The organism is Streptomyces afghaniensis, from assembly GCF_044327915.1.
Lineage (GTDB): Bacteria > Actinomycetota > Actinomycetes > Streptomycetales > Streptomycetaceae > Streptomyces > Streptomyces afghaniensis.
In genome coordinates this window covers 274,833-298,417 of record NZ_JBIRGJ010000004.1, presented here as the reverse complement: position 1 = coordinate 298,417, position 23,585 = coordinate 274,833, and the positions used below count along the sequence as shown (strand labels likewise).

Annotated in this window: 21 protein-coding genes and 1 pseudogene; 10 read left to right on the top strand and 12 right to left on the bottom strand. The window is 73.7% G+C overall.

What is annotated here, in order from left to right:
- Positions 1-65 precede the first annotated feature (65 nt).
- Entirely contained in the window at positions 66-1,496 is a 1,431-nt protein-coding gene (locus ACH4G3_RS15930; protein ID WP_397625009.1) for a dihydrolipoyl dehydrogenase family protein, read from the bottom strand.
- Between the two features lie 118 nt (positions 1,497-1,614).
- Here ACH4G3_RS15930 and trxA point away from each other — a divergent pair, with 118 nt between their 5' ends.
- Positions 1,615-2,007: a thioredoxin gene (gene trxA, locus ACH4G3_RS15925; protein WP_020273887.1), complete on the top strand. Its 393-nt coding sequence runs from the start codon at positions 1,615-1,617 to the stop codon at positions 2,005-2,007.
- A 183-nt stretch (positions 2,008-2,190) separates the two neighbouring features.
- Here the strand turns inward: trxA and ACH4G3_RS15920 are convergent, their stop codons facing one another.
- The 3 genes from ACH4G3_RS15920 to ACH4G3_RS15910 all read right to left on the bottom strand — a co-directional run bounded on the left by ACH4G3_RS15920 (position 2,191) and on the right by ACH4G3_RS15910 (position 6,424).
- On the bottom strand, positions 2,191-3,627 hold the full coding sequence (locus ACH4G3_RS15920) for a benzaldehyde dehydrogenase (protein ID WP_397625008.1): 1,437 nt from the start codon (positions 3,625-3,627) through the stop codon (positions 2,191-2,193).
- 997 nt (positions 3,628-4,624) lie between these two features.
- Positions 4,625-5,674, bottom strand: coding sequence for a LacI family DNA-binding transcriptional regulator (locus tag ACH4G3_RS15915; RefSeq protein WP_397625007.1), 1,050 nt, complete (start codon positions 5,672-5,674; stop codon positions 4,625-4,627).
- Between the two features lie 81 nt (positions 5,675-5,755).
- Entirely contained in the window at positions 5,756-6,424 is a 669-nt protein-coding gene (locus tag ACH4G3_RS15910) for a TetR/AcrR family transcriptional regulator (RefSeq protein WP_397625006.1), read from the bottom strand.
- A gap of 130 nt (positions 6,425-6,554) precedes the next feature.
- On the opposite strand from ACH4G3_RS15910, the gene ACH4G3_RS15905 reads away from it, so the two are divergent.
- Positions 6,555-7,118, top strand: a complete 564-nt coding sequence (locus ACH4G3_RS15905) for an NAD(P)H-dependent oxidoreductase (RefSeq protein WP_397625005.1) — start codon at positions 6,555-6,557, stop codon at positions 7,116-7,118.
- A 116-nt stretch (positions 7,119-7,234) separates the two neighbouring features.
- Here the strand turns inward: ACH4G3_RS15905 and ACH4G3_RS15900 are convergent, their stop codons facing one another.
- Genes ACH4G3_RS15900 through ACH4G3_RS15885 form a run of 4 tightly spaced genes read right to left on the bottom strand, consistent with a single transcriptional unit; the run spans position 7,235 to position 12,006 of the window.
- Positions 7,235-8,371: an XdhC family protein gene (locus tag ACH4G3_RS15900; RefSeq protein WP_397625004.1), complete on the bottom strand. Its 1,137-nt coding sequence runs from the start codon at positions 8,369-8,371 to the stop codon at positions 7,235-7,237.
- Positions 8,364-10,478, bottom strand: coding sequence for a xanthine dehydrogenase family protein molybdopterin-binding subunit (locus tag ACH4G3_RS15895; RefSeq protein WP_397625003.1), 2,115 nt, complete (start codon positions 10,476-10,478; stop codon positions 8,364-8,366). The genes ACH4G3_RS15900 and ACH4G3_RS15895 overlap by 8 nt, the downstream gene beginning before the upstream one ends.
- Entirely contained in the window at positions 10,475-11,467 is a 993-nt protein-coding gene (locus ACH4G3_RS15890) for an FAD binding domain-containing protein (RefSeq protein WP_397625002.1), read from the bottom strand. Before ACH4G3_RS15890 ends, ACH4G3_RS15895 begins: the two co-directional genes overlap by 4 nt.
- Positions 11,464-12,006, bottom strand: a complete 543-nt coding sequence (locus ACH4G3_RS15885; protein WP_397625001.1) for a (2Fe-2S)-binding protein — start codon at positions 12,004-12,006, stop codon at positions 11,464-11,466. Before ACH4G3_RS15885 ends, ACH4G3_RS15890 begins: the two co-directional genes overlap by 4 nt.
- A gap of 239 nt (positions 12,007-12,245) precedes the next feature.
- On the opposite strand from ACH4G3_RS15885, the gene ACH4G3_RS15880 reads away from it, so the two are divergent.
- Positions 12,246-12,824, top strand: coding sequence for a TetR/AcrR family transcriptional regulator (locus tag ACH4G3_RS15880; RefSeq protein WP_397625000.1), 579 nt, complete (start codon positions 12,246-12,248; stop codon positions 12,822-12,824).
- A gap of 41 nt (positions 12,825-12,865) precedes the next feature.
- Here ACH4G3_RS15880 and ACH4G3_RS15875 read toward each other — a convergent pair whose 3' ends face one another.
- Complete coding sequence (locus ACH4G3_RS15875) at positions 12,866-13,771, bottom strand: LysR family transcriptional regulator (protein ID WP_397625498.1); 906 nt, start codon at positions 13,769-13,771, stop codon at positions 12,866-12,868.
- A gap of 117 nt (positions 13,772-13,888) precedes the next feature.
- Here ACH4G3_RS15875 and ACH4G3_RS15870 point away from each other — a divergent pair, with 117 nt between their 5' ends.
- Positions 13,889-14,116 (top strand): hypothetical protein, encoded by a 228-nt coding sequence (locus ACH4G3_RS15870; protein WP_397624999.1) that lies wholly within the window; start codon positions 13,889-13,891, stop codon positions 14,114-14,116.
- A 4-nt stretch (positions 14,117-14,120) separates the two neighbouring features.
- Here the strand turns inward: ACH4G3_RS15870 and ACH4G3_RS15865 are convergent, their stop codons facing one another.
- Positions 14,121-15,107, bottom strand: a complete 987-nt coding sequence (locus tag ACH4G3_RS15865; RefSeq protein WP_397624998.1) for an ArsR/SmtB family transcription factor — start codon at positions 15,105-15,107, stop codon at positions 14,121-14,123.
- A 110-nt stretch (positions 15,108-15,217) separates the two neighbouring features.
- Here ACH4G3_RS15865 and ACH4G3_RS15860 point away from each other — a divergent pair, with 110 nt between their 5' ends.
- From ACH4G3_RS15860 to ACH4G3_RS15845, 5 genes and pseudogenes are all read left to right on the top strand, one after another.
- Positions 15,218-16,468, top strand: a complete 1,251-nt coding sequence (locus tag ACH4G3_RS15860) for an MFS transporter (RefSeq protein ID WP_397624997.1) — start codon at positions 15,218-15,220, stop codon at positions 16,466-16,468.
- Entirely contained in the window at positions 16,465-17,439 is a 975-nt protein-coding gene (locus ACH4G3_RS15855; protein WP_397624996.1) for an alpha/beta hydrolase, read from the top strand. Before ACH4G3_RS15860 ends, ACH4G3_RS15855 begins: the two co-directional genes overlap by 4 nt.
- Positions 17,440-17,536: 97 nt before the next feature.
- Positions 17,537-17,908, top strand: a pseudogene (locus tag ACH4G3_RS42385) (helix-turn-helix domain-containing protein); the annotation flags it as partial.
- A 192-nt stretch (positions 17,909-18,100) separates the two neighbouring features.
- Entirely contained in the window at positions 18,101-19,027 is a 927-nt protein-coding gene (locus ACH4G3_RS15850) for a helix-turn-helix domain-containing protein (protein WP_397625497.1), read from the top strand.
- 120 nt (positions 19,028-19,147) lie between these two features.
- Complete coding sequence (locus tag ACH4G3_RS15845; RefSeq protein WP_397624995.1) at positions 19,148-20,338, top strand: CaiB/BaiF CoA transferase family protein; 1,191 nt, start codon at positions 19,148-19,150, stop codon at positions 20,336-20,338.
- 19 nt (positions 20,339-20,357) lie between these two features.
- On the opposite strand, the gene ACH4G3_RS15840 is transcribed toward ACH4G3_RS15845, so the two are convergent.
- Both ACH4G3_RS15840 and ACH4G3_RS15835 read right to left on the bottom strand, forming a co-directional pair.
- Entirely contained in the window at positions 20,358-21,341 is a 984-nt protein-coding gene (locus ACH4G3_RS15840) for a TerC family protein (protein ID WP_397624994.1), read from the bottom strand.
- Between the two features lie 84 nt (positions 21,342-21,425).
- The gene (locus ACH4G3_RS15835) at positions 21,426-22,070 is read right to left on the bottom strand and encodes a phosphoribosyltransferase (protein WP_397624993.1); all 645 of its coding nucleotides are present in this window, start codon (positions 22,068-22,070) and stop codon (positions 21,426-21,428) included.
- Between the two features lie 248 nt (positions 22,071-22,318).
- Between ACH4G3_RS15835 and ACH4G3_RS15830 the strand changes: the two genes are divergently transcribed.
- Entirely contained in the window at positions 22,319-23,563 is a 1,245-nt protein-coding gene (locus ACH4G3_RS15830) for a polysaccharide pyruvyl transferase family protein (RefSeq protein WP_397624992.1), read from the top strand.
- Positions 23,564-23,585: the final 22 nt, after the last annotated feature.

Genomic DNA, 23,585 nt, shown 5'->3' with positions numbered 1-23,585 from the left:
CCGGATCCCGTCCGGCCGCCGGAAAACCGGGGCCGGACGGGCAGGACGGCCGGACGACCCGGAGGTCAGGCGTCGCGGTAGGCCTCCAGCAGCCGCAGCCACACCTCGCTGATCGTCGGGTACGAGGGGACGGCGTGCCACAGGCGGCCGACCGGGACCTGGCCGGCGACGGCGATCGTGGCGGAGTGGATGAGCTCGCCGACGCCGGGGCCGACGAGGGTCACTCCGCGCAGGATCTCGTCCTCCAGGTCCACGACCATGCGGGCGCGGCCCTTGTAGCCGTCGGCGTACAGGCCCGCGCCCGCGACGGTGGACAGATCCACGTCGACGGCCTTCACCCGGTGCCCCGCCTGCTCGGCCTCGGCGAGTGACAGGCCGACGGCCGCCGCCTCCGGGTCGGTGAAGACGACCTGGGGTACGGCGGCGTGGTCGGCGGTCGCGGCGTGCGCGCCCCACGGCTGGGCGAGGAGCGTCTCCCCGGTGGCCCGCGCGGCGATGGCGGCGCCCGCGATGCGGGCCTGGTACTTGCCCTGGTGGGTGAGGAGGGCGCGCTGGTTGACGTCGCCGACCGCGTACAGCCAGTCGTGGCCGGTGACGCGGAGGCTGTCGTCGACGTCGAGCCAGGAGCCCGGTTCCAGGCCGATCGTCTCCAGGCCGAGGTCGTCGGTGCGCGGCGCGCGGCCGGTCGCGAAGAGGATCTCGTCGGCCTCGACACGGTCGCCGGTGTCCGTGACGGCCACGACGGTGCCGTTCTCGCGGGTCACCGATTTCACCGACGTGCCGGTGCGGACGTCGGCGCCGGCCTCGGTGAGCGCCTCGGCGACGAGTTCCCCGGCGAAGGGCTCCATCCGGGGGAGCAGGCCCTTGCCGCGCACCAGCATGGTGACCTTCGAGCCGAGGGCCTGCCAGACGGTGGCCATCTCGGTGGCGACGACGCCGCCGCCGACCACGATCAGGCGACCCGGCACGTCCTTGGAGCTGGTGGCCTCCCGGCTGGTCCACGGCCGGACCTCGTCGAGTCCGGGCAGGCCGGGCAGCGCGGCGCGGCTGCCGGTGCAGACGGCGACGGCGTGCCGGGCGGTCAGGACGCGGTCGCCGCCGTCCGGGCCGGTGACCGTCACCGTGCGCGGGCCGGTGAGGCGGCCGTGGCCGCGGTACAGGTCGGCGCCGATGCTGTCGAGCCATCCGACCTGCCCGTCGTCCTTCCAGTCGGAGGTGTAGTAGTCCCGGTGGGCGAGGACCGCGGACGCGTCGAGGGGGCCCTGCACCGACTGGCTCAGGCCCGGCACGCGGCGGGCGTCCGCGCGCGCGATGACCGGCCGCAGCAGGGCCTTGCTGGGCATGCACGCCCAGTACGAGCATTCGCCGCCGACCAGTTCGCTCTCCACGACCGCGGTGGTCAGACCGGCCGCGCGGGTGCGGTCGGCGACGTTCTCCCCCACGGGCCCGGCCCCGAGCACCACGACGTCGTACGTGTTGGTTTCCGTTTCCGTCATGAGGTCAGTCTGGTGGGTGGTGTGCGCCCTGGCCACACGGGTAGGGGCGCGGAATACGTACCAGGTCGGCCGTGTTGTGCCGACGGCTTGACCCACACCAGGAAGAGGGATTTACGCCATGAGCAGCACCGTGGAGCTCACCAAGGAGAACTTCGACCAGACGGTCACGGACAACGAGTTCGTCCTGATCGACTTCTGGGCGTCCTGGTGCGGGCCGTGCAAGCAGTTCGCGCCGGTCTACGAGAAGGCGGCGGAGGAGAATCCGGACCTCGTGTTCGGCAAGGTGGACACCGAGGCCCAGCCGGAGCTGGCCGCGGCCTTCGGTATCCAGTCGATTCCCACGCTGATGATCGTCCGTGACCAGGTCGCCGTCTTCGCGCAGCCGGGTGCCCTGCCCGAGGCCGCCCTGACGGACGTCATCGGGCAGGCCCGCAACCTCGACATGGACGAGGTCCGCAAGGCGATCGCCGAGCAGCAGGCCCAGGAGGGCCAGCAGGCGCCGCAGGGCTAGGGCCTGTCGTTCGGATCAGGTCGCAGGGAATCGGCGGCACCTCTGCGGCGCCGGTGAGCGGGGTCTGGTGCGTGCAGCTGCAAGGCGGAGGAGGGCGTCGATGCGGAGCATCGGCAACCGACGACAACGCCGCAGATGCGCGTGCCAGACCCCGCGTCTGCGATCTGATCCAAACGGCTGGCCCTAGAACGGATAGGGAGCCACGTCTCCGCGTACCGTCGTCCAGCGCAGTTCGGTGAAGGCCTCCAAGTTGGCCTCGCCGCCGAAGCGGGCGCCGGTGCCGGAGGCGGCGACTCCGCCGAAGGGTGCCACGGCCTCGTCGTTGACGGTCTGGTCGTTGATGTGGACGATGCCGGTCGGTATGCGCTCGGCGAGGTCCAGGCCGCGGGCCGTATCGCGGGTGACGATGCCCAGGGAGAGTCCGTAGTGGCTCTGCGCGGCCAGGGCCGCCGCCTCGTCCGGGGTGGTGAAGGAGCGTACGGGCGCAACGGGCCCGAAGACCTCTTCCGCGTATGCCGGTGTGTGGTCGCCGACGTGGGCGAGGACCGTGGGCCGGTAGAAGAGCCGGTCGTGGGTGCCGCCCGCGGCGAGTTTGGCACCCGAGGCCTTGCTGGACTCGACCAGGCCGCTGATCTTGGCGAGCTGGCCGGAGTCGATGATCGGGCCCAGGTGGACCTGTTCGCGGTACGGGTCGCCGACGGCGAGCGAGTCCGCCTTGGCGGCGAGCCGCTCGACGTACTCGTCGTACAGGGACGCGTGCACCAGGTGGCGGCCGGTCGTCATGCAGATCTGGCCCTGGTGGAAGAACGAGCCCCAGGCGGCGGTGGAGATCACCGCGTCGAGGTCGGCGTCCGCCAGCACGATCATGGCCGAGTTGCCGCCCAGTTCCAGGTGGGCCCGCTTGAGGTGGCGGCCGGCGGCCTCGCCCACGGCCCGCCCGGCGGGGGTGGAGCCGGTGAAGGAGATGACCGGCACACGCGGGTCGGCGACCAGGGCCTGTCCGGCGTCCGGGCCGCCGGGGAGCACGTGCAGCAGGTCCTGCGGCAGGCCCGCGGCGGCGAAGACCGCGGCGAGGGACAGTCCTCCGCAGACGGCGGTGCGCGGGTCCGGCTTGAGGACGACCGCGTTGCCGAGGGCCAGGGCCGGTGCGACGGAGCGGATCGACAGGATCAGCGGGGCGTTGAACGGGGAGATCACCCCCACCACACCGGCGGGGACGCGGCGCGTGTACGACAGGCGCGGCGCCTCGCTGGGCAGGACCTGGCCGGCCGGGCGGGAGGCGAGTGCGGCGGCCTCGTAGCACTCCTGGGCGGCGACGTGCAGTTCGAAGTCGGCCTTGCCGGGGACGGAACCGGATTCGCGGACGAGCCATTCGCGCAGCTCGGCGGCGTGTGCGGTGAACAGGTCGCCGGCCCTGCGGAGCACGGCGGCCCGGGCGAAGTGCGGGGCGCGGGCCCACTCGAGCTGGGCGGCGGCGGCCCTCTCGGCGGCGGCCCCGACGTCCTCGGGGCCGGCGAGGGCGAGGGTGCCGAGGGCTTGGCCGGTGGCGGGCTCGGTGACGGTGTACCCGGGGCCCGTCAGGGTCTGGGGCTGCCAGGTCCTGGTGTCGAGCAACGGCATGACGGCTCTCCGATCGATCGGTCACCGGCTGACGGGGTGAGCGGAACTCCCGTGAGTGCGCGGCCGGTTCGGCGGTCACATGGCGGGACGCGCCGAGCGGACCGCAGCCGTGCGTGCCGCGGCGGCGTCCGTACGCGTCCCCGTTTTGTTGAGCATGCAACATCCTAGTCATGCCACGGGCCGAACGAGGCCGACCGCCCTCCGCGGCGGCCTCGCGATCCGGGTGGCGGCCGCGCGGTCCAGGTGGCGGCCGTTCGATCCGGGTGGCGGCCGTTCGATCCGGGTGGCGGCCGTTCGATCCGGGTGGCCGCGCGGTCCGGGTGGCCGCGCGGTCCGGGTGGCCGCCGTGCGGACCGGGTGGCCGCCGTGCGGACCGGGTGGCCGCGCGGTCCGGGTGGCCGCCGTGCGGACCGGGTGGCCGCCGTGCGGACCGGGTGGCCGCCGTGCGGACCGGGTGGCCGCCGTGCGGACCGGACGGCCACCGTGCGGACCGGACGGCCACCGTGCGGACCGGACGGCCACCGTGCGGACCGGACGGCCACCGTGCGGACCGGACGGCCACCGTGCGGTCTGGAAAGGCGGCCGTGCGGTCCGGAAAGGCGGCCGCGTGAACCGACCGGCTGCGACGCGAAGCCGAGCGGCCCGCACGCGATCCCGTGCGGTGGCCACGCCAACCTACGGGCCGCCACGCGAACCGACCGGCCACCACCGAAACCCGTCCCACTGCCTCACAAAGGCCAGCAACGGCCGTACGGTCCGGACCGATGACCCCGAAGCCCGAGCCGGTACCCGGGCGAACCCACCGGCTCCGACGCGATCCGACCCGGCCACGCGAACCGACCGGCCCACCACCGAAACCCGACCCACTGCGACGCGAAGCCAAGCAGCCGGCACGCGCCCCCGAGCGGTGGCCGCGAACCGACCGGCCGCCACGCCAACCCGACGGCCGCCACGGCAACCCGACCGGCCGCCGTCGAGCCGTACCCGGTCGGGCCGGCTAGCTCGACTCGCGGTGCAGCACCGTGGCGCCCAGCACCTTGTGCGTCTCGGGCTCGGTCGAGGGCTTGCGCACGGCGCGGTCGACCAGTTCGGCGAGTTCACGGCCGGAGGGCAGTTCCAGGCGGACCGTGCTGAGCCGCGGCCGCAGCAGCCGGCCGAGCATCAGATCGTCGGCGCCGACCACGGCCGTCTCCTCGGGGATGCGGATGCCCTCGTCCTTCAGGGCCCGCATGAGCAGCATCGCGTACTCGTCGTTGTAGGTGAACACGGCGTCCAGGCCGAGGCTCCGCCAGCGGGCGGCGAGGTCTGCGGCGGCCTCCTCGTCGTACGCGAGGGGCAGTTCCGTCACGGTGGCGTCGGTGCCCCGCAAAGACTGTCGCACACCGTCGAGCCGGGGCGCGGAGAACGTCTCCAGGCCGGGTTCCTGCGGGACGACGACGCCGATGCGGCGCCTGCCCCGGTCGTAGAGGTGAGCGCCCGCGCTGTGGCCGACCACGTCGTGGTCCATGAGCAGGGCGTGCGCGCCCTCGATGGTCTCGGGGCCGAGGGTGACGACGGCCCGCGCCCCGGAGCGCTTGAGCACCGCCACCCCGCGCGGGCCGAGCCCGGAACCGGGCACGAGCACGGCCACGGGTCGCAACTCGGCCCAGGCGCGGGCGGCTTCGTCGCCGTGCGGGCCGCCGGTACCGTACTGAACCACCGTGTAGTCCAGGTTGCCGAGCGCGCTCTGGAGGTCGGTGAGGAACCGGCTGTAGAGCGGGCCGACGGGGAAGGTCGGCGCGGGGATCAGGACCATGCGGCTGTGCCCGGCGCGCAGGCTGCGGGCCGCCGCGTGCGGGACGTACCCGAGTTCCTGCGCGGCCTCGTGGACCCGGCGGCGGGTGGGCTCGCTGATCCGTACGGCGCTGGTGTTGTTGAGGACGTAGGAGACGGTCGCGCGCGAGACGCCGGCCAGGCGGGCCACATCGGCGCTCGTGGGCACGGAGCGCAACGGTGCGGGCGACGGGGGCGCGGGCGTTTTGGGTATCTGCACCATGACGTACGGCATCTTGGCAGAAGCCTCAATGCGCCCTTGAGGCGGGGGAGTTGTGAGGGAGCCGTGAGCGGTCACGGGCCGCCGTCCGCGCGCTCAGCCGCCCGTGGCCGCACCCGTCACCCGGTCGACCAGGTCGATCCAGGCACCCTCCAGTCGGGCCAGGGGCAGTCCGCACTGCTTGGTGAGGTGGTGTATCAGGGCCGGGTCGAGCTGGCCCATCAGCGTGTGGGAGAGAAGTTCGCAGTCGGCGTCCGGGACCGCCTGCCGCAGCAGCATGGCGACGTGATGGCGCAGCACGCTGCGGGCCGGGTTGGTGAACCGGCGGGGAGCGCACGGCTCGGCGGCCAACTGCAGCTCCAGGTCATCGTGCGAGCGGCGCAGCATCGCGCGGCCGAACGCGCGCAGCCGCTCCACGGGCGGCGCTCCGGGTCCGAGCGGCGGCGGCCCGGTGAGGAACGCGGCCTGGAACTTCTTCTCCGAGTGGTCCAGCAGCGCCGTCAGCAGGCCGGTGCGGTCGCCGAACCGGCGGAAGACCGTGCCCTTGCCCACACAGGCCTCGGCGGCCACCGCCTCCATCGTGACGGCGTCCGCGCCGCGCTCCGCCACCAGCCGCGCGGCGGCCTCCAGCAGCCGGGCCCGGTTGCGCGCGGCGTCGGCCCGCAGGCACGGCTCGTCGGGCTCCAGGGCGGTGCCCAGCTGGAGCAGCTCGGGGTGGCCGACGGACTCCTCGGGCGTCGGGAAGGGGGGCGGGACGGTGGACATGAAGCCAGCGTAAAGCATCGGGAACAAAACTGGACCGCGGTCCGGTTAGGGTGCTACAACATTAAACGGACCTCGGTCCGGATCGTGACGGCAGTGTTTCGGAGCCGTCTTTCACTACCTGGGAGTCAGCATGTCTGTTCGTATCCTCGCCCTCGTCGGCAGCCTTCGCGCCGGTTCGCACAACCGCCAGCTCGCCGAGGCCGCCGTCAAGCTCGCCCCCGAGGGTGCGGAGGTGTCGCTGTTCGAGGGACTGGCGGAGATCCCCTTCTACAACGAGGACATCGACGTCGAGGGCAGCGTTCCGGCCGCCGCCGCGAAGCTGCGCGAGGCCGCCAACGCCGCCGACGGCCTGCTCCTGTTCACGCCCGAGTACAACGGCACCATCCCGGCCGTCCTGAAGAACGCCATCGACTGGCTGTCCCGCCCGTACGGTGCCGGTGCCCTCAGCGGCAAGCCGGTGGCCGTGGTCGGCACCGCGTTCGGCCAGTACGGCGGTGTCTGGGCGCACGACGAGACCCGCAAGTCCGTGGGCGTGGCCGGCGGCAAGGTGCTGGAGGACGTCAAGCTGTCCATCCCCGGCTCGATGACCCGCTTCGCCGAGACGCACCCGGCCGACGACGCCGAGGTCGCCGCGCAGCTGACGGAGGTCATCGCCCGCCTGCACGGCCACGCCACGGAGCCGGCCGCTGCCTGACCCGCTCGCGCGCGGTGCCACGGAGGGGCCGAGGCCGTCGCCGGCCACGGCCCCTCCGGCATGTCGTCGGGTCCGCCGTGTCGCCGGCTCCGGCCTGTCGGCGGTGTGGTCGCCGCTCAGACCGGCTGCGGCAGCGGTCCGGCCGCCCGCTCGTCCCGGTGGATCGGGGTGTCCGCGCCGGTGAGCGGCCGGCCCGTGCCGCCGTGCCGCGTGGCGACGATCTCCGCCGCGATGGACAGGGCGGTCTCCTCCGGCGTACGGGCGCCCAGGTCGAGGCCGATGGGTGACCTGAGCCGGGCCAGCTCGCTCTCGCTCACGCCCGCTTCCCGAAGGCGCCGGTTGCGGTCCTCATGGGTGCGGCGGGAGCCCATGGCGCCGACGTAGGCGACGGGCATCCGCAGGGCTTCGGTCAGCAGGGGGATGTCGAACTTGGCGTCGTGGGTGAGCACGCACAGCACCGTCCGCGCGTCCGTGTCCGTGCTCGCCAGGTAGCGGTGGGGCCAGTCGACGACGATCTCGTCGGCGTCGGGGAAGCGGGTCCTGGTCGCGAAGACCGGGCGGGCGTCGCAGACCGTCACGTGGTAGCCGAGGAACTTGCCCGCGCGTACGAGGGCGGCGGCGAAGTCGATCGCACCGAAGACGATCATGCGGGGCGGTGGGACGGCCGACTCGACGAGCAGGGTGAGCCCGCCCGGGCAGTGCGAGCCGTCCTGGGAGACCTCGACCGTGGCAGTGCGGCCGGCCTCCAGCAGGGCGCGGGCCTGGGCGATCGCCGTGCGGTCCAGGTCGTCGTGGCCGCCGAGGCCTCCTTCGTGGGTGCCGTCGGGGCGTACGAGCACCGCCCGGCCGAGGAGGCCGGCCGGGCCGTGGACCACCCGGGCGAGAGCGACCGGCTCGCCGTGGGCGGCGGCCGGCAGTGCGGCGGTCAGGGCCGCATCGCCGGCGTCGTACGGGGTGACCATGATGTCGATGACCCCGCCGCAGGTCAGTCCGACCGCGAAGGCGTCCTCGTCGCTGTAGCCGAACCGCTCGACCCGGGTCTGCCTGTCCTGGAGGGCCTGGAGGCACAGGTCGTACACCGCGCCCTCCACACAGCCCCCGGAGACCGAGCCGATGGCCGTGCCGTCGGCACAGACGGCCATGGCGGCGCCGGGAGGGCGCGGGGCGCTGCCACCGACCGCCACGACGGTGGCGACGGCGAAGTCCCGGCCCTCCTCGGCCCATTCGTGCAGGTGCCCGGCGAGGTCAAGCATCGCCGTCCGCCATGAGGACGCGGTCGGGGCGTATGGGCAGGTGCCGGTGGCGGACGCCGGTCGCGTGCCACACGGCGTTGGCGACCGCCGCGGCGGCGCCCACGATGCCGATCTCGCCGATGCCCTTGATGCCGACCGGGTCGTCCGGGTCGGGGTCGTCGACCCAGTCGGCCTCGATGTGCGGGACGTCGGCGTGCGCGGCGACGTGGTAGCCCGCGAGGTCGGCGCCGTAGAGGCCGCCGGTGGCCCGGTCCCGGACGGCTTCCTCGTGCAGGGCCATCGAGATGCCCCAGATCATGCCGCCGACCAGCTGGTTGCGGGCGGTGAGGGGGTTGACGATCCGGCCGGCCGCGAAGATGCCCAGCATGCGGCGCACCCGGACCTCACCGGTGGCCGGGTCGACGGCGACCTCGGCGAACTGCGCCCCGAAGGAGTGCCGTTCCTTCTGGGCGAGGGCGCCGATGGCCTCGGCCGTGTTCGACCGCACGGTGATGCCCTCGGGCGGAATGTCGGCGCCCGGCGCGAGGCTCTGCCGCAGTTCCTCGGCGGCGGCCGTGACGGCCCAGGCCCAGGAGCGGGTGCCCGTCGAGCCGCCGGCGATCATCGCCGGACCGAGGTCGCTGTCCCCGATGCGTACCCGGACGCGGTCCGTCGGCACGCCCAGCGCGTCGGCGGCGACCAGGGTGAGCGCGGTCCGGGCCCCGGTGCCGATGTCCGCCGCGTTGATCCCCACCGTGAAGGTGCCGTCCGCCTCCGCGGTGACGGCCGCCGTGGAGGGCATGGCTCCGGCGGGGAAGGAGGCCGCCGCCGTACCGGTGCCGAGCAGCCAGCGGCCGTCGCGGCGCACGCCGGGCCGCGGGTCCCGGTCGGCCCAGCCGAACCTGCGGGCGCCTTCCCGGAAGCAGGCGATCAGGTTGCGGCTGCTGAACGGCAGGCCGGACACCGGGCCGACCGCGGGCTCGTTGCGCAGGCGCAGCTCGATCGGGTCGATGCCGCACCGCTCGGCGAGCTCGTCGAACGCCGACTCCAGCGCGAACGAGCCGGGCGCCTCCCCGGGGGCCCGCATCCAGGTCGGGGTCGGTACGTCGAGCCGCACGATCCGGCTGGCCGTGTGATGCGCGTCGGCGTCGTACATCGCCCGGCTCGCGGCGGCGCTCGGCTCCACGAACTCGTGCACGGACGAGGTCATGTTCAGCGACTGGTGCTCCAGGGCGCGCAGCCGCCCGTCAGCGTCGGCGCCGAGCCTGACCCGCTGGGCCGTAGGGCTGCGGTAGCCGGCGAGCGAGAACATCTGCCGGCGGGTCATGACGACCCTGACCGGGCGTTGCAGCACGGTCGCGGCCATCACGGCGGCCACCTGGTGCGCACGGACACCCTTGCTGCCGAAGCCGCCGCCGACGTGCTCGGAGCGCACCCGCACGGAGGCCGGGTCGAGGGAGAACAGGTTCGCGAGCTCGCCGGCGACCCAGCTGGTGCCCTGGTTGGAGTCGACGACCTCGAGCCGGCCGCCTTCCCACAGGGCCGTCGCGGCGTGCGGCTCCATCGGGTTGTGGTGTTCCTCCGGAGTGGTGTACTCCGCGTCCACCACGACGGCGGAGGAGGCGAGTTGGGCCTCCAGGTCGCCCTTCTCCATCACGCCCGGCGCATGGCCGTCGACCGGATAGCCCTCGGTCTGCCGCCCGGCGGAGAACGCGACGTCGTGCGGCTCCTGGTCGTACGTCACGACGAGGGCCTCGGCGGCCTCCCTGGCCTGCTCGGACGTCTCGGCAACGACCAGCGCCACCGGCCAGCCCATGTGGATCACCCGGTCGTGCTGGAAGAGGGCGACGCTGGGGTCCGGCGGGACGCCCAGCAGGCCGACGTAGTCGTTGTCGACGCGCGGGGCGTTGTGGTGGTGGAGCACGGTGAGCACGCCGGGCATGCGGAGCACGGCCTCGGTGTCCAGGGCGCGGATGCGGCCGCGGGCGACGGTGGACAGGACCAGCCAGCCGTGGGCGAGTTCGGCGAAGGGGATCTCGGCGGCGTAGCGGGCGGCTCCGGTGACCTTGTCGCGGCCTTCGACGCGGGTGTGTGCGGTGCCGACGGAGCCCTTGGCGGCGGTGGTCATCGGGCGGCCTCCTCGGCGAGCTCGCTCAGCACGGCCACGACGAGGTTGCGCATCAGGGTCACCTTGTATCCGTTGTGGGGCAGCGGTTTCGCGTGGGCCAGTTCGGCGTCCGCGGCGGCGGCGAAGTTCTCGGCGTCGGCCGCGGCCCCGATCAGGGCGCGTTCGGCCGCGCCGGCCCGCCAGGGGCGGGAGGCGACCGCCCCGAAGGCCAGGCGTACGTCCCGTACGAGGCCGTCCCTCACGTCGAGGGCGGCGGCGATGGAGCCGATGGCGAAGGCGTACGAGGCGCGCTCGCGCACCTTGCGGTAGCGGGAGTGGGCCGCGACCGGGGCGGGCGGCAGGGTGACGGCGGTGATCAGCGCACCCGGCGGCAGCGCCGTCTCCAGATGCGGAGTCCGTCCCACCGGCAGGTAGAAGTCGGCGAGCGGCAACTCCCCCGGCCCGTCGGCCGTTTCGTAGGACACGACGGCGTCGAAGGCGGCGAGCGCCACTCCCATGTCGGAGGGGTGCGTGGCCACGCAGTGGTCGGAGGCACCCAGGACGGCGTGATTGTGGTGCTCACCGGTGACGGCGGGACAGCCGCTGCCGGGGTTGCGCTTGTTGCAGGCGGAGGTGACGTCGGCGAAGTAGCCGCAGCGGGTGCGCTGGAGCAGGTTCCCGCCGACGGTGGCCATGTTGCGCAGCTGCCCGGAGGCGCCGGCCAGTACCGCCTGCGCCAACGCCGGGTAGCGGAGCCGGACTTCGGGGTGCGCGGCGAGGTCGCTGTTGGTGACGGTCGCACCGATGCGCAGGCCGCCGTCGCCGGTCGGCTCGATGCGGTTCAGGGGCAGTTCCCGGACGTCGACGAGCAGGGCGGGCCGCTCCACGCCGGTCTTCATCAGGTCGACGAGGTTGGTGCCGCCGCCCAGGAAACGGGCTTCCCCGTCGCCGTCGAGCAGCGCCACGGCGCCGGAGACGTCGTAGGCGCGCTGGTAGCCGAACTCCCTCATGCCGCCGCCCCCTTGGCCTCGGCGGCCCGGGCCACGGCCTGGACGATCGACACGTACGCACCGCAGCGGCACAGGTTGCCGCTCATCCGCTCCCGGATCTCCTCAGGGGTCAGCGGTGGCGGTCCCGCGTCGGGGCGTATGTCGTCGGTGGCGGCACTGGGCCAGCCCGCCGCGTGCTCCTCGATCAGGGCGATGGCCGAGCAGATCTGCCCCGGCGTGCAGTAACCGCACTGGAAACCGTCGAGGTCGAGGAACGCCTGCTGCACCGGGTGCAGTTGACCGCCGTCGGCCACGCCCTCGATGGTGGTGATCTCCCGCCCCTCGGCCGCCACCGCCAGTTGAAGGCAGGACACGGCCCGGCGGCCGTCGACCAGGACCGTGCAGGCACCGCACTGGCCCTGGTCACATCCTTTCTTCGTGCCGGTCAGATCCAGGCGCTCGCGCAGGGCGTCCAGGAGGGTGGTGCGGTGGTCGACGGTCAGCGTGTACTTCTCGCCGTTGACGGACAGGGTGAGGTCGCTGGACGTCGATGGGGGCATGGAAGCCTTCTTTCTCACGTCGCAAGGTCAGGCGGCAGGGGTCGTGGGTGGCGGGTCCGGTTCGCAACGGTGCAGGATGCGAGGCGGGCCTGCCGCGTCGCGGCCGTCTCGGGCTGTCCGCGCGGGCGTCCCGCCGATACGATGGAGCAAGCGGACACTTGTCCGTCACCCGGAAACCTAACGGACAACTGTCCGCTTAACAAGGGCCGGGTTTCGGCCAAGGACCGCGAGGAGGGCGAGTGCGGCAGAAGAAGGACGCGCCGTTGCGCTCGGACGCGCAACGCAATCGCGAGCGCATCCTGGAGGTTGCGCTGGTCGAGCTGACGCGCGCGGCGGACGCCCCGCTGAGCGCGATCGCCAAGAAGGCGGGCGTCGGGCAGGGGACCTTCTACCGTCACTTCCCGAGCCGTGAGGCGCTCGTCATGGAGATCTACCGGCACGAGATGCAGCAGGTCGCCGACACCGCGGCACCCCTGCTGGAGTGCCGGGAACCGGACCGGGCGCTGCGCGAGTGGCTGGACCGTTGCGCGCAGTTCGCCATGACGAAGGCCGGTCTGGCCGACGCGATCCGCCAGGCGACCGGTGCGCCGGGAAAGCCGGCGAAGCCGTCCCCCACGCCGCTGACCGAGGCGGCCGAACTCCTCCTGCGCGCCAACGAGAAGGCCGGCACGATCCGCCCGGGCATCACCGCGGACGATCTCTTCCTGGCCGTCGGCGGCCTGTGGACGATCGACCCGCACACCGACTGGCAACCGCGCGCCAACCGCCTGCTGGACCTCGTCATGGACGCGCTGCGGGTGGGGGCGCCCGGGCGGTGACGGGGGTTCGCACATCCCCCGCGCCCCTGGCTTTCGGGACGTCAGGCGACTGCCGTGGGTGCCAGTTCCCGTAGTTCCCGCAGGGCCGCCGCCACTGCCGGGCGGGCGTGGCCGCCGCCGCGTGTGCAGGTCAGGAGCTTGCGGTGGGGGTTGCCTTCGCAGCGCACCCGGGTGATCGGGAGATGCGGGGTCAGATGGGCGAGGCGCGGGACGAGGGCGACGCCGAGCCCGTGGGCGACGAGATGGGCGGCGACGTTCCAGTCCAGGGCGTGGTGGACGACGTCGGGGGTGAAACCGGCCGCGCCGCAGGCGGACAGGACGTGCGGGCGGCAGGGGCTCTCCTCCACCGGCGCGATCCACGCCTCGTGTGCCGCCTCCGCCAGATCGACCCGGGCCCGTCCGGCCAGCCGGTGAGCGTCGGGCACGACCAGGTCGAACGGGTCGTCGAGCAACGGCTGCTGGTCGAACCGCGTGTCGCTCAGCGGCGGGTTGTACGGGGTCGACTCCACGATCGCCAGGTCGATGTCACCCTCGAAGAGGAGGTCGAAGCTCTCCGGGACGCCCGCTTCGGTGATCCGTACGGACAGCCGCGGGTGCCGCTCCCCCAGCCGGGCCGCCATCGGCGCCAGCAGGACCGAGACGGCCACGGGGAAGCCCGTCACACGCAGCACGCCCGACGGCGCCCCGTGGTCCGCCCGCAGATCGAGTTCCGCCTGGTCCCAGCGGGCCTGGATGGCGTCGGCGTGCGCGAGCAGGCTCTCGGCGGCCGGGGTGAGGCGCACCCCGCGCCCTTGCGGCTCCAGCAGGTCGACGCCCAGGTCGCGGGCGAGCTGGCGGATCTGCTGGGAGGCGGCGGACGGGGTGAAGTGCAGGGCTCGGGCGGCCGCGGTGACCGTGCCGTAGTGGGCGACCGCCCTCAGGACATGCAGCCGGCGCAGGTCAATCATGAAGCCCACGCTTCACAATGTCGTCCACAAAGTCAACCTGGACGTGTACGGATTCCTCGACGCACCCTGGCTGTGTCACGACGGTCAACCAGCCACGACGTACGAGGAGTCATCGACATGACCAGCACCACCGGCACCGTCTGCCCGCACTGCGGCTGGCCGGACGGAGGCGAGCCGTTCCGGGTGCTGTCCCGGCACACCACGGCGGCGGGCCGTACGGAGTGGACGCGCTGCGGATGCGGCTCGCTCCAGGTCCGGGTCGTCGACGGCTGCGGCATGCGGGTCGTCTCGCGCAGCAGGCCGCCCGGGTCCGCTCCGGCTCGGTCGGGCACGGCGAGGCACTGAGCGGTCAGACCGAGCTGTGCCGGGCCAGCCGCTCCCCCAGCGGGCTGCGCCGGTAGAGGACATGGCGGCCGTCGCGGGCGCGGGTGACCAGGCCCGTCGCGTGCAGGACGCGCAGGTGCTGGGACACGGCGCTCGGGGTCACGCCGAGGCGCCGGGCCAGCTCCACCGTCGGCAGGGGCTCGGCCAGCAGCCGCAGCAGCGTGCTGCGGGGCGCGCCGAGCAGGGCCGTCAGGGCGGGGGCGTCCGGCTCGGGCTCCGGCTCCCACAGGGTGGCGGCGCCCCGGCCGGGGTAGGCGAGCATCGGCGGTTCGGCGGCGCTGACCGGTGGCGCCGGCTGGTGCGCGAACAGTGACGGCACCAGGCGCAGGCCGCGTCCGGAGCCGTCCACGTGGTGGTGTCCGCGCATCCGGTCGACGTGCAGTACGCCGTCGTCCCAGCGCAGATTGCGGTGCAGGTCGGCGAAGAGCAGCCGGGCGCCGCCGGTGGCCAGCTGCCGTGCCCGGTGGGTGATGTCGGCCTCCAGCACGAGCCGCATCCGGGGCCAGTACGGCAGCAGCGCCGACTCCCAGTACCGCCGCAGGAGTGCGCACAGTTCCTCCAGCAGCTCCGCGACGGGTGCGTCACCGGGCGCGGTGACCGCCGTCAGGGCGGGCGGCAGGGGTCTGGGCGCGTGGGCGGCGAGCAGGTCACGGCGTACGGTCCGTGCGGGTGTGGCCCGTACGACGGTCAGCTGCTCGTCGAGAGTGGGCGCGAAGGACGCCGGCCTCGGGGTCAGGAAGTCGGGCAGGGCCAGGGTGTCGCCCACCAGGGCCGCGAGCAGCCGGGCGTCGGCCGGGTCGAGTTGCTGCAGCACGGCGGCGCGCCACCGCACGTGCAGGGGGTAGAGGGCGGGGGCGCGCAGGGCGCGCAGGCTGCCCATCACCTCGCGCAGGGGCGAGATGGCGAAGCGGGTGTCGGCGAGGTCCGCGGCGCCGAGCCGGAAGCTGATCATTAAGGCCCCCGCTACATCCTTTGGCAACCGCCCTGCCATGGCGTGGACTTCGGTCCATGGCGGATCACGATCACCGGCAGCCTACAGCGCACCCGGGCGCGAGTCCCCGGGTGATCCTCACCCTGGCGGTCGTCTGCGGCGCGGCCGTGGGCAACGTCTACTTCCCGCAGGCCCTCAGCCCGCTGATCGCGTCCGGGCTGCACGTCTCGCCCGACGCGGCCGCCGGCGTCGTCACCGCGACGCAGTTCGGCTACGCCGCCGGCATCTGTCTGCTCGTCCCGCTCGGCGACCGCCTGCCGTACCGCCCGCTGCTGGTCACCCTCCTCACGCTGACCGGCCTCGGGCTGTTCGCGGCGAGCGCCGCGCCGGGGCTGGTACCGCTGGTCGTCGCCAGTGCCTTGGTGGGGGTGACGACGGTGGCGGCCCCGCTCGCCGGGCCGCTGGCGGCCGGTCTGGTGCCGGCGGAGCGGCGTGGCGTCACCGGCGGCACCCTGCTGAGCGGCTCCCTCGCGGGCATGCTGCTGTCGCGCACCGCCGGGGGCGCGCTGGGCGACTGGCTGGGCTGGCGGGCCCCGTACGTCCTGGCCGCCGTGCTGTCCCTGGCGGTGGCCGCGCTGTCGGCGCGCGTGCTTCCGCGGACGTCCCCGTCCTCCTCCCAGGGCTACCCGACGCTCCTGGCCGAGCCGCTGCGGCTGCTGCGCACCGAACCCGGTCTGCGCCGCTCCTGCCTGTACCAGGCCCTGGTGTTCGCCGGTTTCTCCGCGGTGTGGACCGGCGTGGCCCTGCTGCTCACCGGTCCGGTGTACGGCGGCCTGGGCGCGGGGGCCGTGGGGCTGCTCGCCCTGGTCAACGCGGTGACCATGGTGTGCACGCCGGTCGCGGGCCGCCAGGTCGACCGACGGGGGCCGGACGCGGTCAACGGCGTGTGCTTCCTGGTGGTGGGCGCCTCGGCCGCGGTGCTGGCGCTGGGAGGTCTCGGCGGCGCGGCGGGGGTGACGGCCCTGGTCGTGGGCACGCTGCTGCTCGATGTCGGTATGCAGTCCGGGATGGTCGCCAACACCGTGCGGATCCAGGCGCTGCGCGCCGAGGTACGCAGCCGGCTCACCACCGCCTACATGACCTGCGCGTATCTTGGTGGCGCCGTCGGCTCGTGGCTGGGCACGTGTGCCTACGGCCGTTTCGGGTGGCTCGGGGTGTGCGCGCTGGTCGCGGCTCTCACGGCCGTGGCTCTCGCCCGCCACCGGTGCGCCACCCGCCGTCCGGCGGGGAGGTTCCGCCGGACGGCGGCGCCCGGGTCCGGCGCGGCGGGACCGATCATGGCAGCACGAGCCGCCGCGACCTCGCGTGAGGAGACGTCATGACGCATGTTCCGCCCCCGTTCGACCCGGAACTCGCCGGAGCCCTGGAACTGATCAAGGACATGATCAGCCCGGGTCTCACCCTGGACGAGATCGCCGAGGTGCGCCAGAGCCCGGGTATACAGCTGCTGGCCGAACTGGACGTGACGATGGGCGGGACGTTCGAGGTGGAGGACCGGCAGGTGCCCGGGCCGCAGGGCGAGCCCGACATCTCGCTGCTCATCTGCCGGCCGGCCGCTCCGGCGAGCGCCGGGGCGCGGCCCGTCATCTACCACGTGCACGGCGGCGGCATGGTCATCGGGAACAACCGGGTCGGCGTCGACGTCCCGCTGGCGTGGGCGCAGGCTCTGGACGCGGTGGTGGTGTCGGTGGAGTACCGGCTGGCGCCGGAGCATCCGCATCCCGCGCCGATCGAGGACGTGTACGCCGGGCTGCTGTGGACGGCGGACCACGCCGCCGAGCTCGGTGCCGACCCCGAGCGGATCGTCATCGCGGGCGCCAGCGCGGGTGGGGGGCTGTGCGCGGCCCTGGCCCTGCTCACGCGGGACCGCAAGGGGCCGCAGCCGATCGGGCAGGTCCTGATGTGCCCGATGCTCGACGACCGCAACGACACGCCGTCGACGTACCAGATGGCGGGCCTCGGAGTGTGGGACCGCACCGCCAACGAGACCGGCTGGACCGCTCTGCTGGGCTCGCGGCGCGGCGGCCCCGACGTACCGGCGTACGCGGCGCCGGCCCGTGCCGAGGACCTGACCGGGCTGCCCCCGGCGTTTCTCGACGTCGGCTCCGCGGAGACCTTCCGGGACGAGGTCGTCGCCTACGCGTCGCGCATCTGGCAGGCCGGTGGCGTGGCCGAGCTGCACGTCTGGCCCGGCGGCTTCCACGGCTTCGACGGTTTCGCGCCCCAGGCGGCGCTCTCCCAGTCGGCGCGGGCGGCGCATGTGAACTGGCTTCGGAGATTGCTGGGCGCGTGACGGGCGGGGCCCCCGGTGCGTCGGCCGCGGCGGAGTGCTCGGGCAGCCACCGGCGAGCGGGGCCCGTTCGGCCGCCGCATGCCGCACCATGGGGCCTATGAAAGAGCTGGCCGGGCGTCTGACCGCGCTCGATCCGGATGCCGGTGCGGCGGTCCGGGTCATCGCCTACTTCGACCGTCTGGCCGAGACCAGGGCCGGTGTGGAGGCACTCGTTCGCGGTGCCGCCGTACTGTCCGGCTGCCCGGCCCGGCTGGTGGACCCCGAACGCCGCGTGCGCGTACGTGTGGAGCCCGACGGCACCCGCCGGGACACGGATGTGCCACCCGACCCCACCTGGCCGTCCGCCCGGCTGTCCCCGGACGGCATGGCGGCCCTTTGGCTGGAGCGGGGCGGGGCGGCGTCCGGGGTGGTGGACACGGGCCGTGCCGGGCCGGCGTCGCGCGTCGCGGACGCGGACCGCGCCGGGGCGGCGTCCCAGGTGGGCGACGCCGGCCGTGGCGGGCCGGCGTCGGGCGTCGCGAACGCGGACCGCGCCAGGGCGGCCTCCCAGGTGAGCGACACCGGCCGTGGCGGGCCGGCGTCGGGCGTCGCGGACGCGGACCGCGCCAGGGCGGCCTCCCAGGTGGGCGGCACCGGCCGTGGCGGGGCGGCGTCCTACGCCATGGACAGCGACCGAGCCGGGGTGCCGTCCCCGGTGGGCGCACCCGACCGCACCGCGCCGGCATCCGGCGGCGTGGAGACGGACCGTTCCGGGGCGGCGTCCGGCGTGACCGAAACCAGCCGTGCCGGGGCGGCGTCCGGCGTCGTGAACGGGGACCGCACCAGGGCGGCGTCCCAAGCGGTCGGCACCGGCCGTGCCGGGGCGGCGTCCCGGGGCGGCCACGTCGGGCAGGCCCGGGGCGCGTCCAGTGTGGTCGACGCGGTGATTCTCGAGCGGGCCGCCGGTGTGCTGCGGCTCGTTCTCGACCGTACCCGCGGGCGGGTCCCGGCCGACGATCCCGCGCTGGTCGAGACCCTGCTCGACGGCACGGCCCCGGAAGCGGCCCGGCTGCATGCCGCCCGCCGCCTCGGTCTGGACCCCGCCCTTGCGGCCAGGGCTCTCGCCCCGCTGAACGAGCGGCCACGCGTCGTACCCGCCGGGACGGGGACCGACACGGTCGGACGGCTCGGCGTCGGGCCCGCCGTGCCCGTGCTGGAACTCCCCCGGTCCTGGGCCGAGGCCCGTACCGCCCTGCGGTTCACCGCCGAGGGCACCCCGCAGGACCCCGGGCCGCGGGTCGTGCACGCCGAGGAGCTGGGCGGCATCGCCCTCCTCGCCGATCTGGTCGTACCGGGCGCCGAGCCGCCGCCCGACGTCCGTGCCCTGGAGACGGCCGCGGCGACCACGCCCTGGCTGCCGGCGACCCTGCACGCGGTCGCGTACACGGCGAGCTTGCGGGCGGCCGCCTCCGAGATCAACGTCCACCACTCCACGCTCCAGGACCGGCTGGCCCACGCCGAGCACCTGCTCGGCTGGCCGGTGCGCACCCCGCAGGGCCGGCTCCGGCTGCAACTGGCGCTGGCGATGCGGCGTCTGGCCCGGCAGTAGCCGTCGCGCGCCCGCCCGGACCGGCGTGATCCGGATCGCGTCCAGGGGCCCGTGCCGCCGCCGCCCGGCTGGGAGAGACTGTCGGGGCGCCGTCCGGTACGAGGTTCAGGAGCATGAGGCATGAGCGTGCAGCGGTATCCCCTGGCCGGGGTCACGGTGGTCAGCCTGGAGCAGGCCGTGGCCGCGCCCTACGCCACCCGGCAGCTCGCCGACCTCGGCGCCCGTGTCATCAAGGTGGAACGGCCGGGCGGCGGCGACTTCGCCCGCCGGTACGACACGACCGTGCACGGCCACTCCAGCTATTTCGTGTGGCTGAACCGCTCCAAGCAGTCCCTCACCCTGGACCTCAAGGATCCACGGGGCCGCGAGATCCTGCACGAACTCCTCGACGGCGCCGACGTGTTCGTACAGAACCTCGCCCCGGGCGCCGCCGGCCGGCTCGGTCTGGACGCCGCCACCGTCACCGGCCGCCGCCCCGGTCTGATCCCGTGCACGATATCCGGCTGGGGCACGACCGGCCCCTGGGCCGACCGCAAGTCGTACGACCTGCTCGTGCAGTGCCAGACCGGACTGGTGTCCCTGACGGGAACGCCTGAGGGGACCGCCCGGACCGGGATCTCCGTCGCCGACATCGCCGCCGGGATGTACGCCTACAGCGGCGTTCTCACGGCCCTGTACACCCGCGCCGTCACCGGCGAGGCCCACCCGGTGGACGTGTCCCTGTTCGAGGCGCTGGCGGAGTGGATGGGCCAGCCCGCCTACTACACCCGGTACGGAGGCACCCAGCCCCCGCGGCTGGGCACCCAGCACGCCACCATCGCGCCGTACGGGACGTACGAGGCCTCCGACGGCAACGAGGTGCTGTTCTCCATCCAGAACGAGCGGGAGTGGGCGGCCCTGTGCGCGGAGTTCCTCGGCCGGCCGGAGCTGGTCGGCGATCCGCGCTTCGCCACCGCCTCCGACCGGGTCGCCCATCGCGAGGAGCTCAACGCGATCGTCGCCGGCCGCTTCGCCCGCTCCGGTTCCGAGGAGATCCTCAAGGACCTGGAGGCCATCGGCATCGCCTGCGCCGGGGTCAACGACGTCGCCGGGTTCCTGGACCACCCGGTGCTGGCCGCCCGCGGCCGCTGGACCGAGGTCGCCGTGCCGGGCGGCACGGTGGAGGCCCTGCTCCCGCCGGCCGACCTCGCGGGCCTGCCCGCCCGGATGGACCCCGTACCGGCGGTCGGCGAGCACACCGCGGCGATCCTCGCCGAGCTGGGCCGCACCGACGAGGAGGTGTCGGCCCTGCGCGCGGACGGCGTCGTCTGACGCCCCCGACGGGGAGCACCTACCGGGACCCGGTGACCCGCTCCGTCTCCCCGGGCCCGGACTCCTGCTTCTTCGAGGCCCGCAGGCTGGTGAACGTCGTCACGGCCAGGACCAGCACGATGAAAGTCAGCGAGAAGGGGATGCTGATCTCGGGCACGTGGACGCCCGACTCGTGCAAGGCGTGCAGCACCAGCTTCACGCCGATGAAGCCCAGGATGATCGACAGGCCGTAGGAGAGGTGGACCAGCTTCTTCAGCAGGCCGCCGATGAGGAAGTACAGCTGGCGCAGGCCCATCAGGGCGAAGGCGTTCGCGGTGAACACGATGTACGGGTCCTGCGTCAGGCCGTAGATCGCGGGGATGGAGTCGAGGGCGAACAGCACGTCGGTGGAGCCGATGGCGAGCATCACGACCAGCATCGGGGTCATGATCCGCTTGCCGTTCTCGGTGATGAACAGCTTCGTGCCGTGGTAGCGGTCGGCGACGCCGAAGCGCTGCTCGGCCATCTTCAGCAGCTTGTTCTCCTGGTACTCCTCCTCGTGGTCCTGCTTGCGGGCGTCCTGGATCAGCTTCCAGGCGGTCCAGACGAGGAAGGCTCCGAAGATGTAGAACACCCAGGAGAAGGCGGAGATGATCGCCGCGCCGGCCGCGATGAAGACGGCCCGCAGCACCAGGGCCATCAGCACGCCGACCATCAGCACCCGCTGCTGGTACTGCGAGGGCACCGCGAACTTCCCCATGATCAGGACGAACACGAAGAGGTTGTCGACACTCAGCGACTTCTCGGTGATGTAACCGGCGAAGAACTCACCCGTGGGCCCGCTCCCACCGAAGTACCACAGCCCCAGTCCGAACAGCACGGCCAGGACGATCCACACCACCGTCCACGTCCCGGCTTCCTTCACGGAGACGTCGTGGGGCTTGCGGCCCACGAGGAAGTCGACGGCGACGAGCAGACACAGAGCTGCCACGGTCAGCAGCCACACGGACAGCGAGACGTTCACTGGTACTCCTGGTGCAGGTGTGGGGATGGGACATCGTTGTCCGTCGTGGCTGATTTCCGCCACACCTGACAGGTGAACAATTGGTCACAGCTGCGCGTGCAGCGCCTCCAGGACGTCCTGGTCCGTCAGCTGGTCGAAGTTCTCGTACCAGAGGCCCACGGCCATGAACGCGGCCGGCTGGTGCAGGCAGATCACCTCGTCGGCCTCGGCGCGCATCAGCTCGGCCGCCTCCGGGGAGCACACCGGGGCGGCCAGCACCACCCGTTCGGGCGCCTGGCGGCGGACGAATCGCAGCGCGGCCCGGGCCGTGGAACCGGTCGCCAGGCCGTCGTCGACCACGATCACGGTGCGTCCGCGCAGGTCGGGTGCGGGGCGCCCCTGCCGGTACAGCGCCTCGCGGCGGCGCAGTTCCGCGCGCTCCCGCTCGATGACGGGCGCCAGGGCGGCCTCCCGCAGGCCCAGGTGGCGCATGGCCTCCTCGTCTAGGAGCGGCACCTCGTCCCCGGCCATCGCTCCGACGCCGAGCTCCTCCTGGAAGGGCGCCCCGATCTTCCGTACGACGAGCACGTCGAGCGGGGCGTCCAGCGCCCCGGCGACCTCGCGCGCCACGGCGACCCCGCCGCGGGGCAGGGCGAGGACGAGGGGATCGGGCAACGCACCCTCGCTCTGCCGGGTGCGCAGTTTCTCGGCCAGTTCCCCGCCGGCCTGCCGGCGATCATGGAACCGCATGACGGTCACCTCTGCTTCCCGCACGGAGAGGGCCCCCGGCCGGTCCGGCTCCCGCGTACCCCGGACCCACCGGACAATGCGCACCTTCCGGACCTCCGTCACACTCGGAACGCGGGGTGTTTCCGGCCGTGCGGCCCAGGCAACCCGGGACCGTGCGCACGGCACGAACCGTACGCACGGGCACGGACTCTCCGCACCACCGGCGCACCAGGCCACTGAGCAGACTCCGACGCGACGGGAGCACCCGGATGACCACTGCCCCATCTCATCCGCAGCCTGCCCGACCGGGCCCGCGCATCGGCGTGCTCGGTTCCTACGGCGGCTTCAACATCGGCGACGAGTCGATCCTGACCTGTGTCCTGCGCTGTCTGCGCGCCCAGCGGCCCGAGGCCCGACTGGTCGTCTTCAGCCGGAACGCCGAGCACACCCGGGCCCATCACCCGGGCGCCGACGAGGTGGTGGACTGGGAGGGCGTCAGCCGCAACCAGGTCCTGGACGCGCTGGCCTCACTGGATCTGCTGGTCCTGGGTGGCGGCGGGCTCCTCTTCGACGGCGAGGCGCGCCGCTATCTGCGCCTGGTCCGGGCCGCGCAGGAGCGCGGCATCCGCACCTTCGCCTACGCCATCGGCGCCGGCCCGCTGCGCGAGCCCGACGACCGGGAGGCCGTGCGCACGGTGCTGGCGGACATGGACGACGTCGTGGTGCGGGACGAGGAGTCCAAGCTGGTGCTGGAGGAGGTCGGCGTCGAACGCGACGTCGTCGTCACCGCCGACCCGGCGCTGCTGCTGGAGCCGGAGCCGTTCACCGACGAGATGATGCGCCACGAGGGCGTGCCCACCGACGCGCGGCTGGTGGGGATGTCGGTGCGGGAGCCGGGGCGGGCGGCCGAGAAGCTGGACGAGGGCGACTACCACGCGCTGCTCGCCGACGTCGCCGACTTCCTCGTCCGCCGGCTGGACGCGCACGTGGTGTTCCTGCCGATGGAGCGGCACGACGTGCGGCACGCGCACGCCGTGCTGTCCCACATGACCGCTCCCGACAAGGGGCGGATCCTGCACGGTTCGTACAGCCCGGGACAGGTGCTCGGCTTCATGCGCCATCTGGATCTGGCGGTCGGCATGCGCCTGCACTTCGTGATCTTCGCGGCGCTCTCCGGACTGCCGGTGCTGCCGCTCCCCTACTCCGGCAAGGTCTTCGACTTCGCACGCCGGATGGGGGCGCCGGCTCTGGTCGGCGTGGCGCGGGAGCAGGCCGGGCTGCTGCTGGCGGAGGTGGACCGGCTGTGGGACGAGTACCCGGAGCGCCGCGAGGAGCTGCACTCCCGCGTCCGGGAGCTGTCCACACAGGCCCGGGAGACCTGCGCACGCTGCGGACTGCTGCTGGACGAGGTCGACGGCGGGACGCAGGAGGCCGTCGGTACCGCTGCCCTCCTGGACACGCAGGAGGAACCACCGCCCGCGCCCACCGCCGAAACCCGCCCGCTGGGCGTGTGACGCCGCCGCCGAGGCCCCGCCC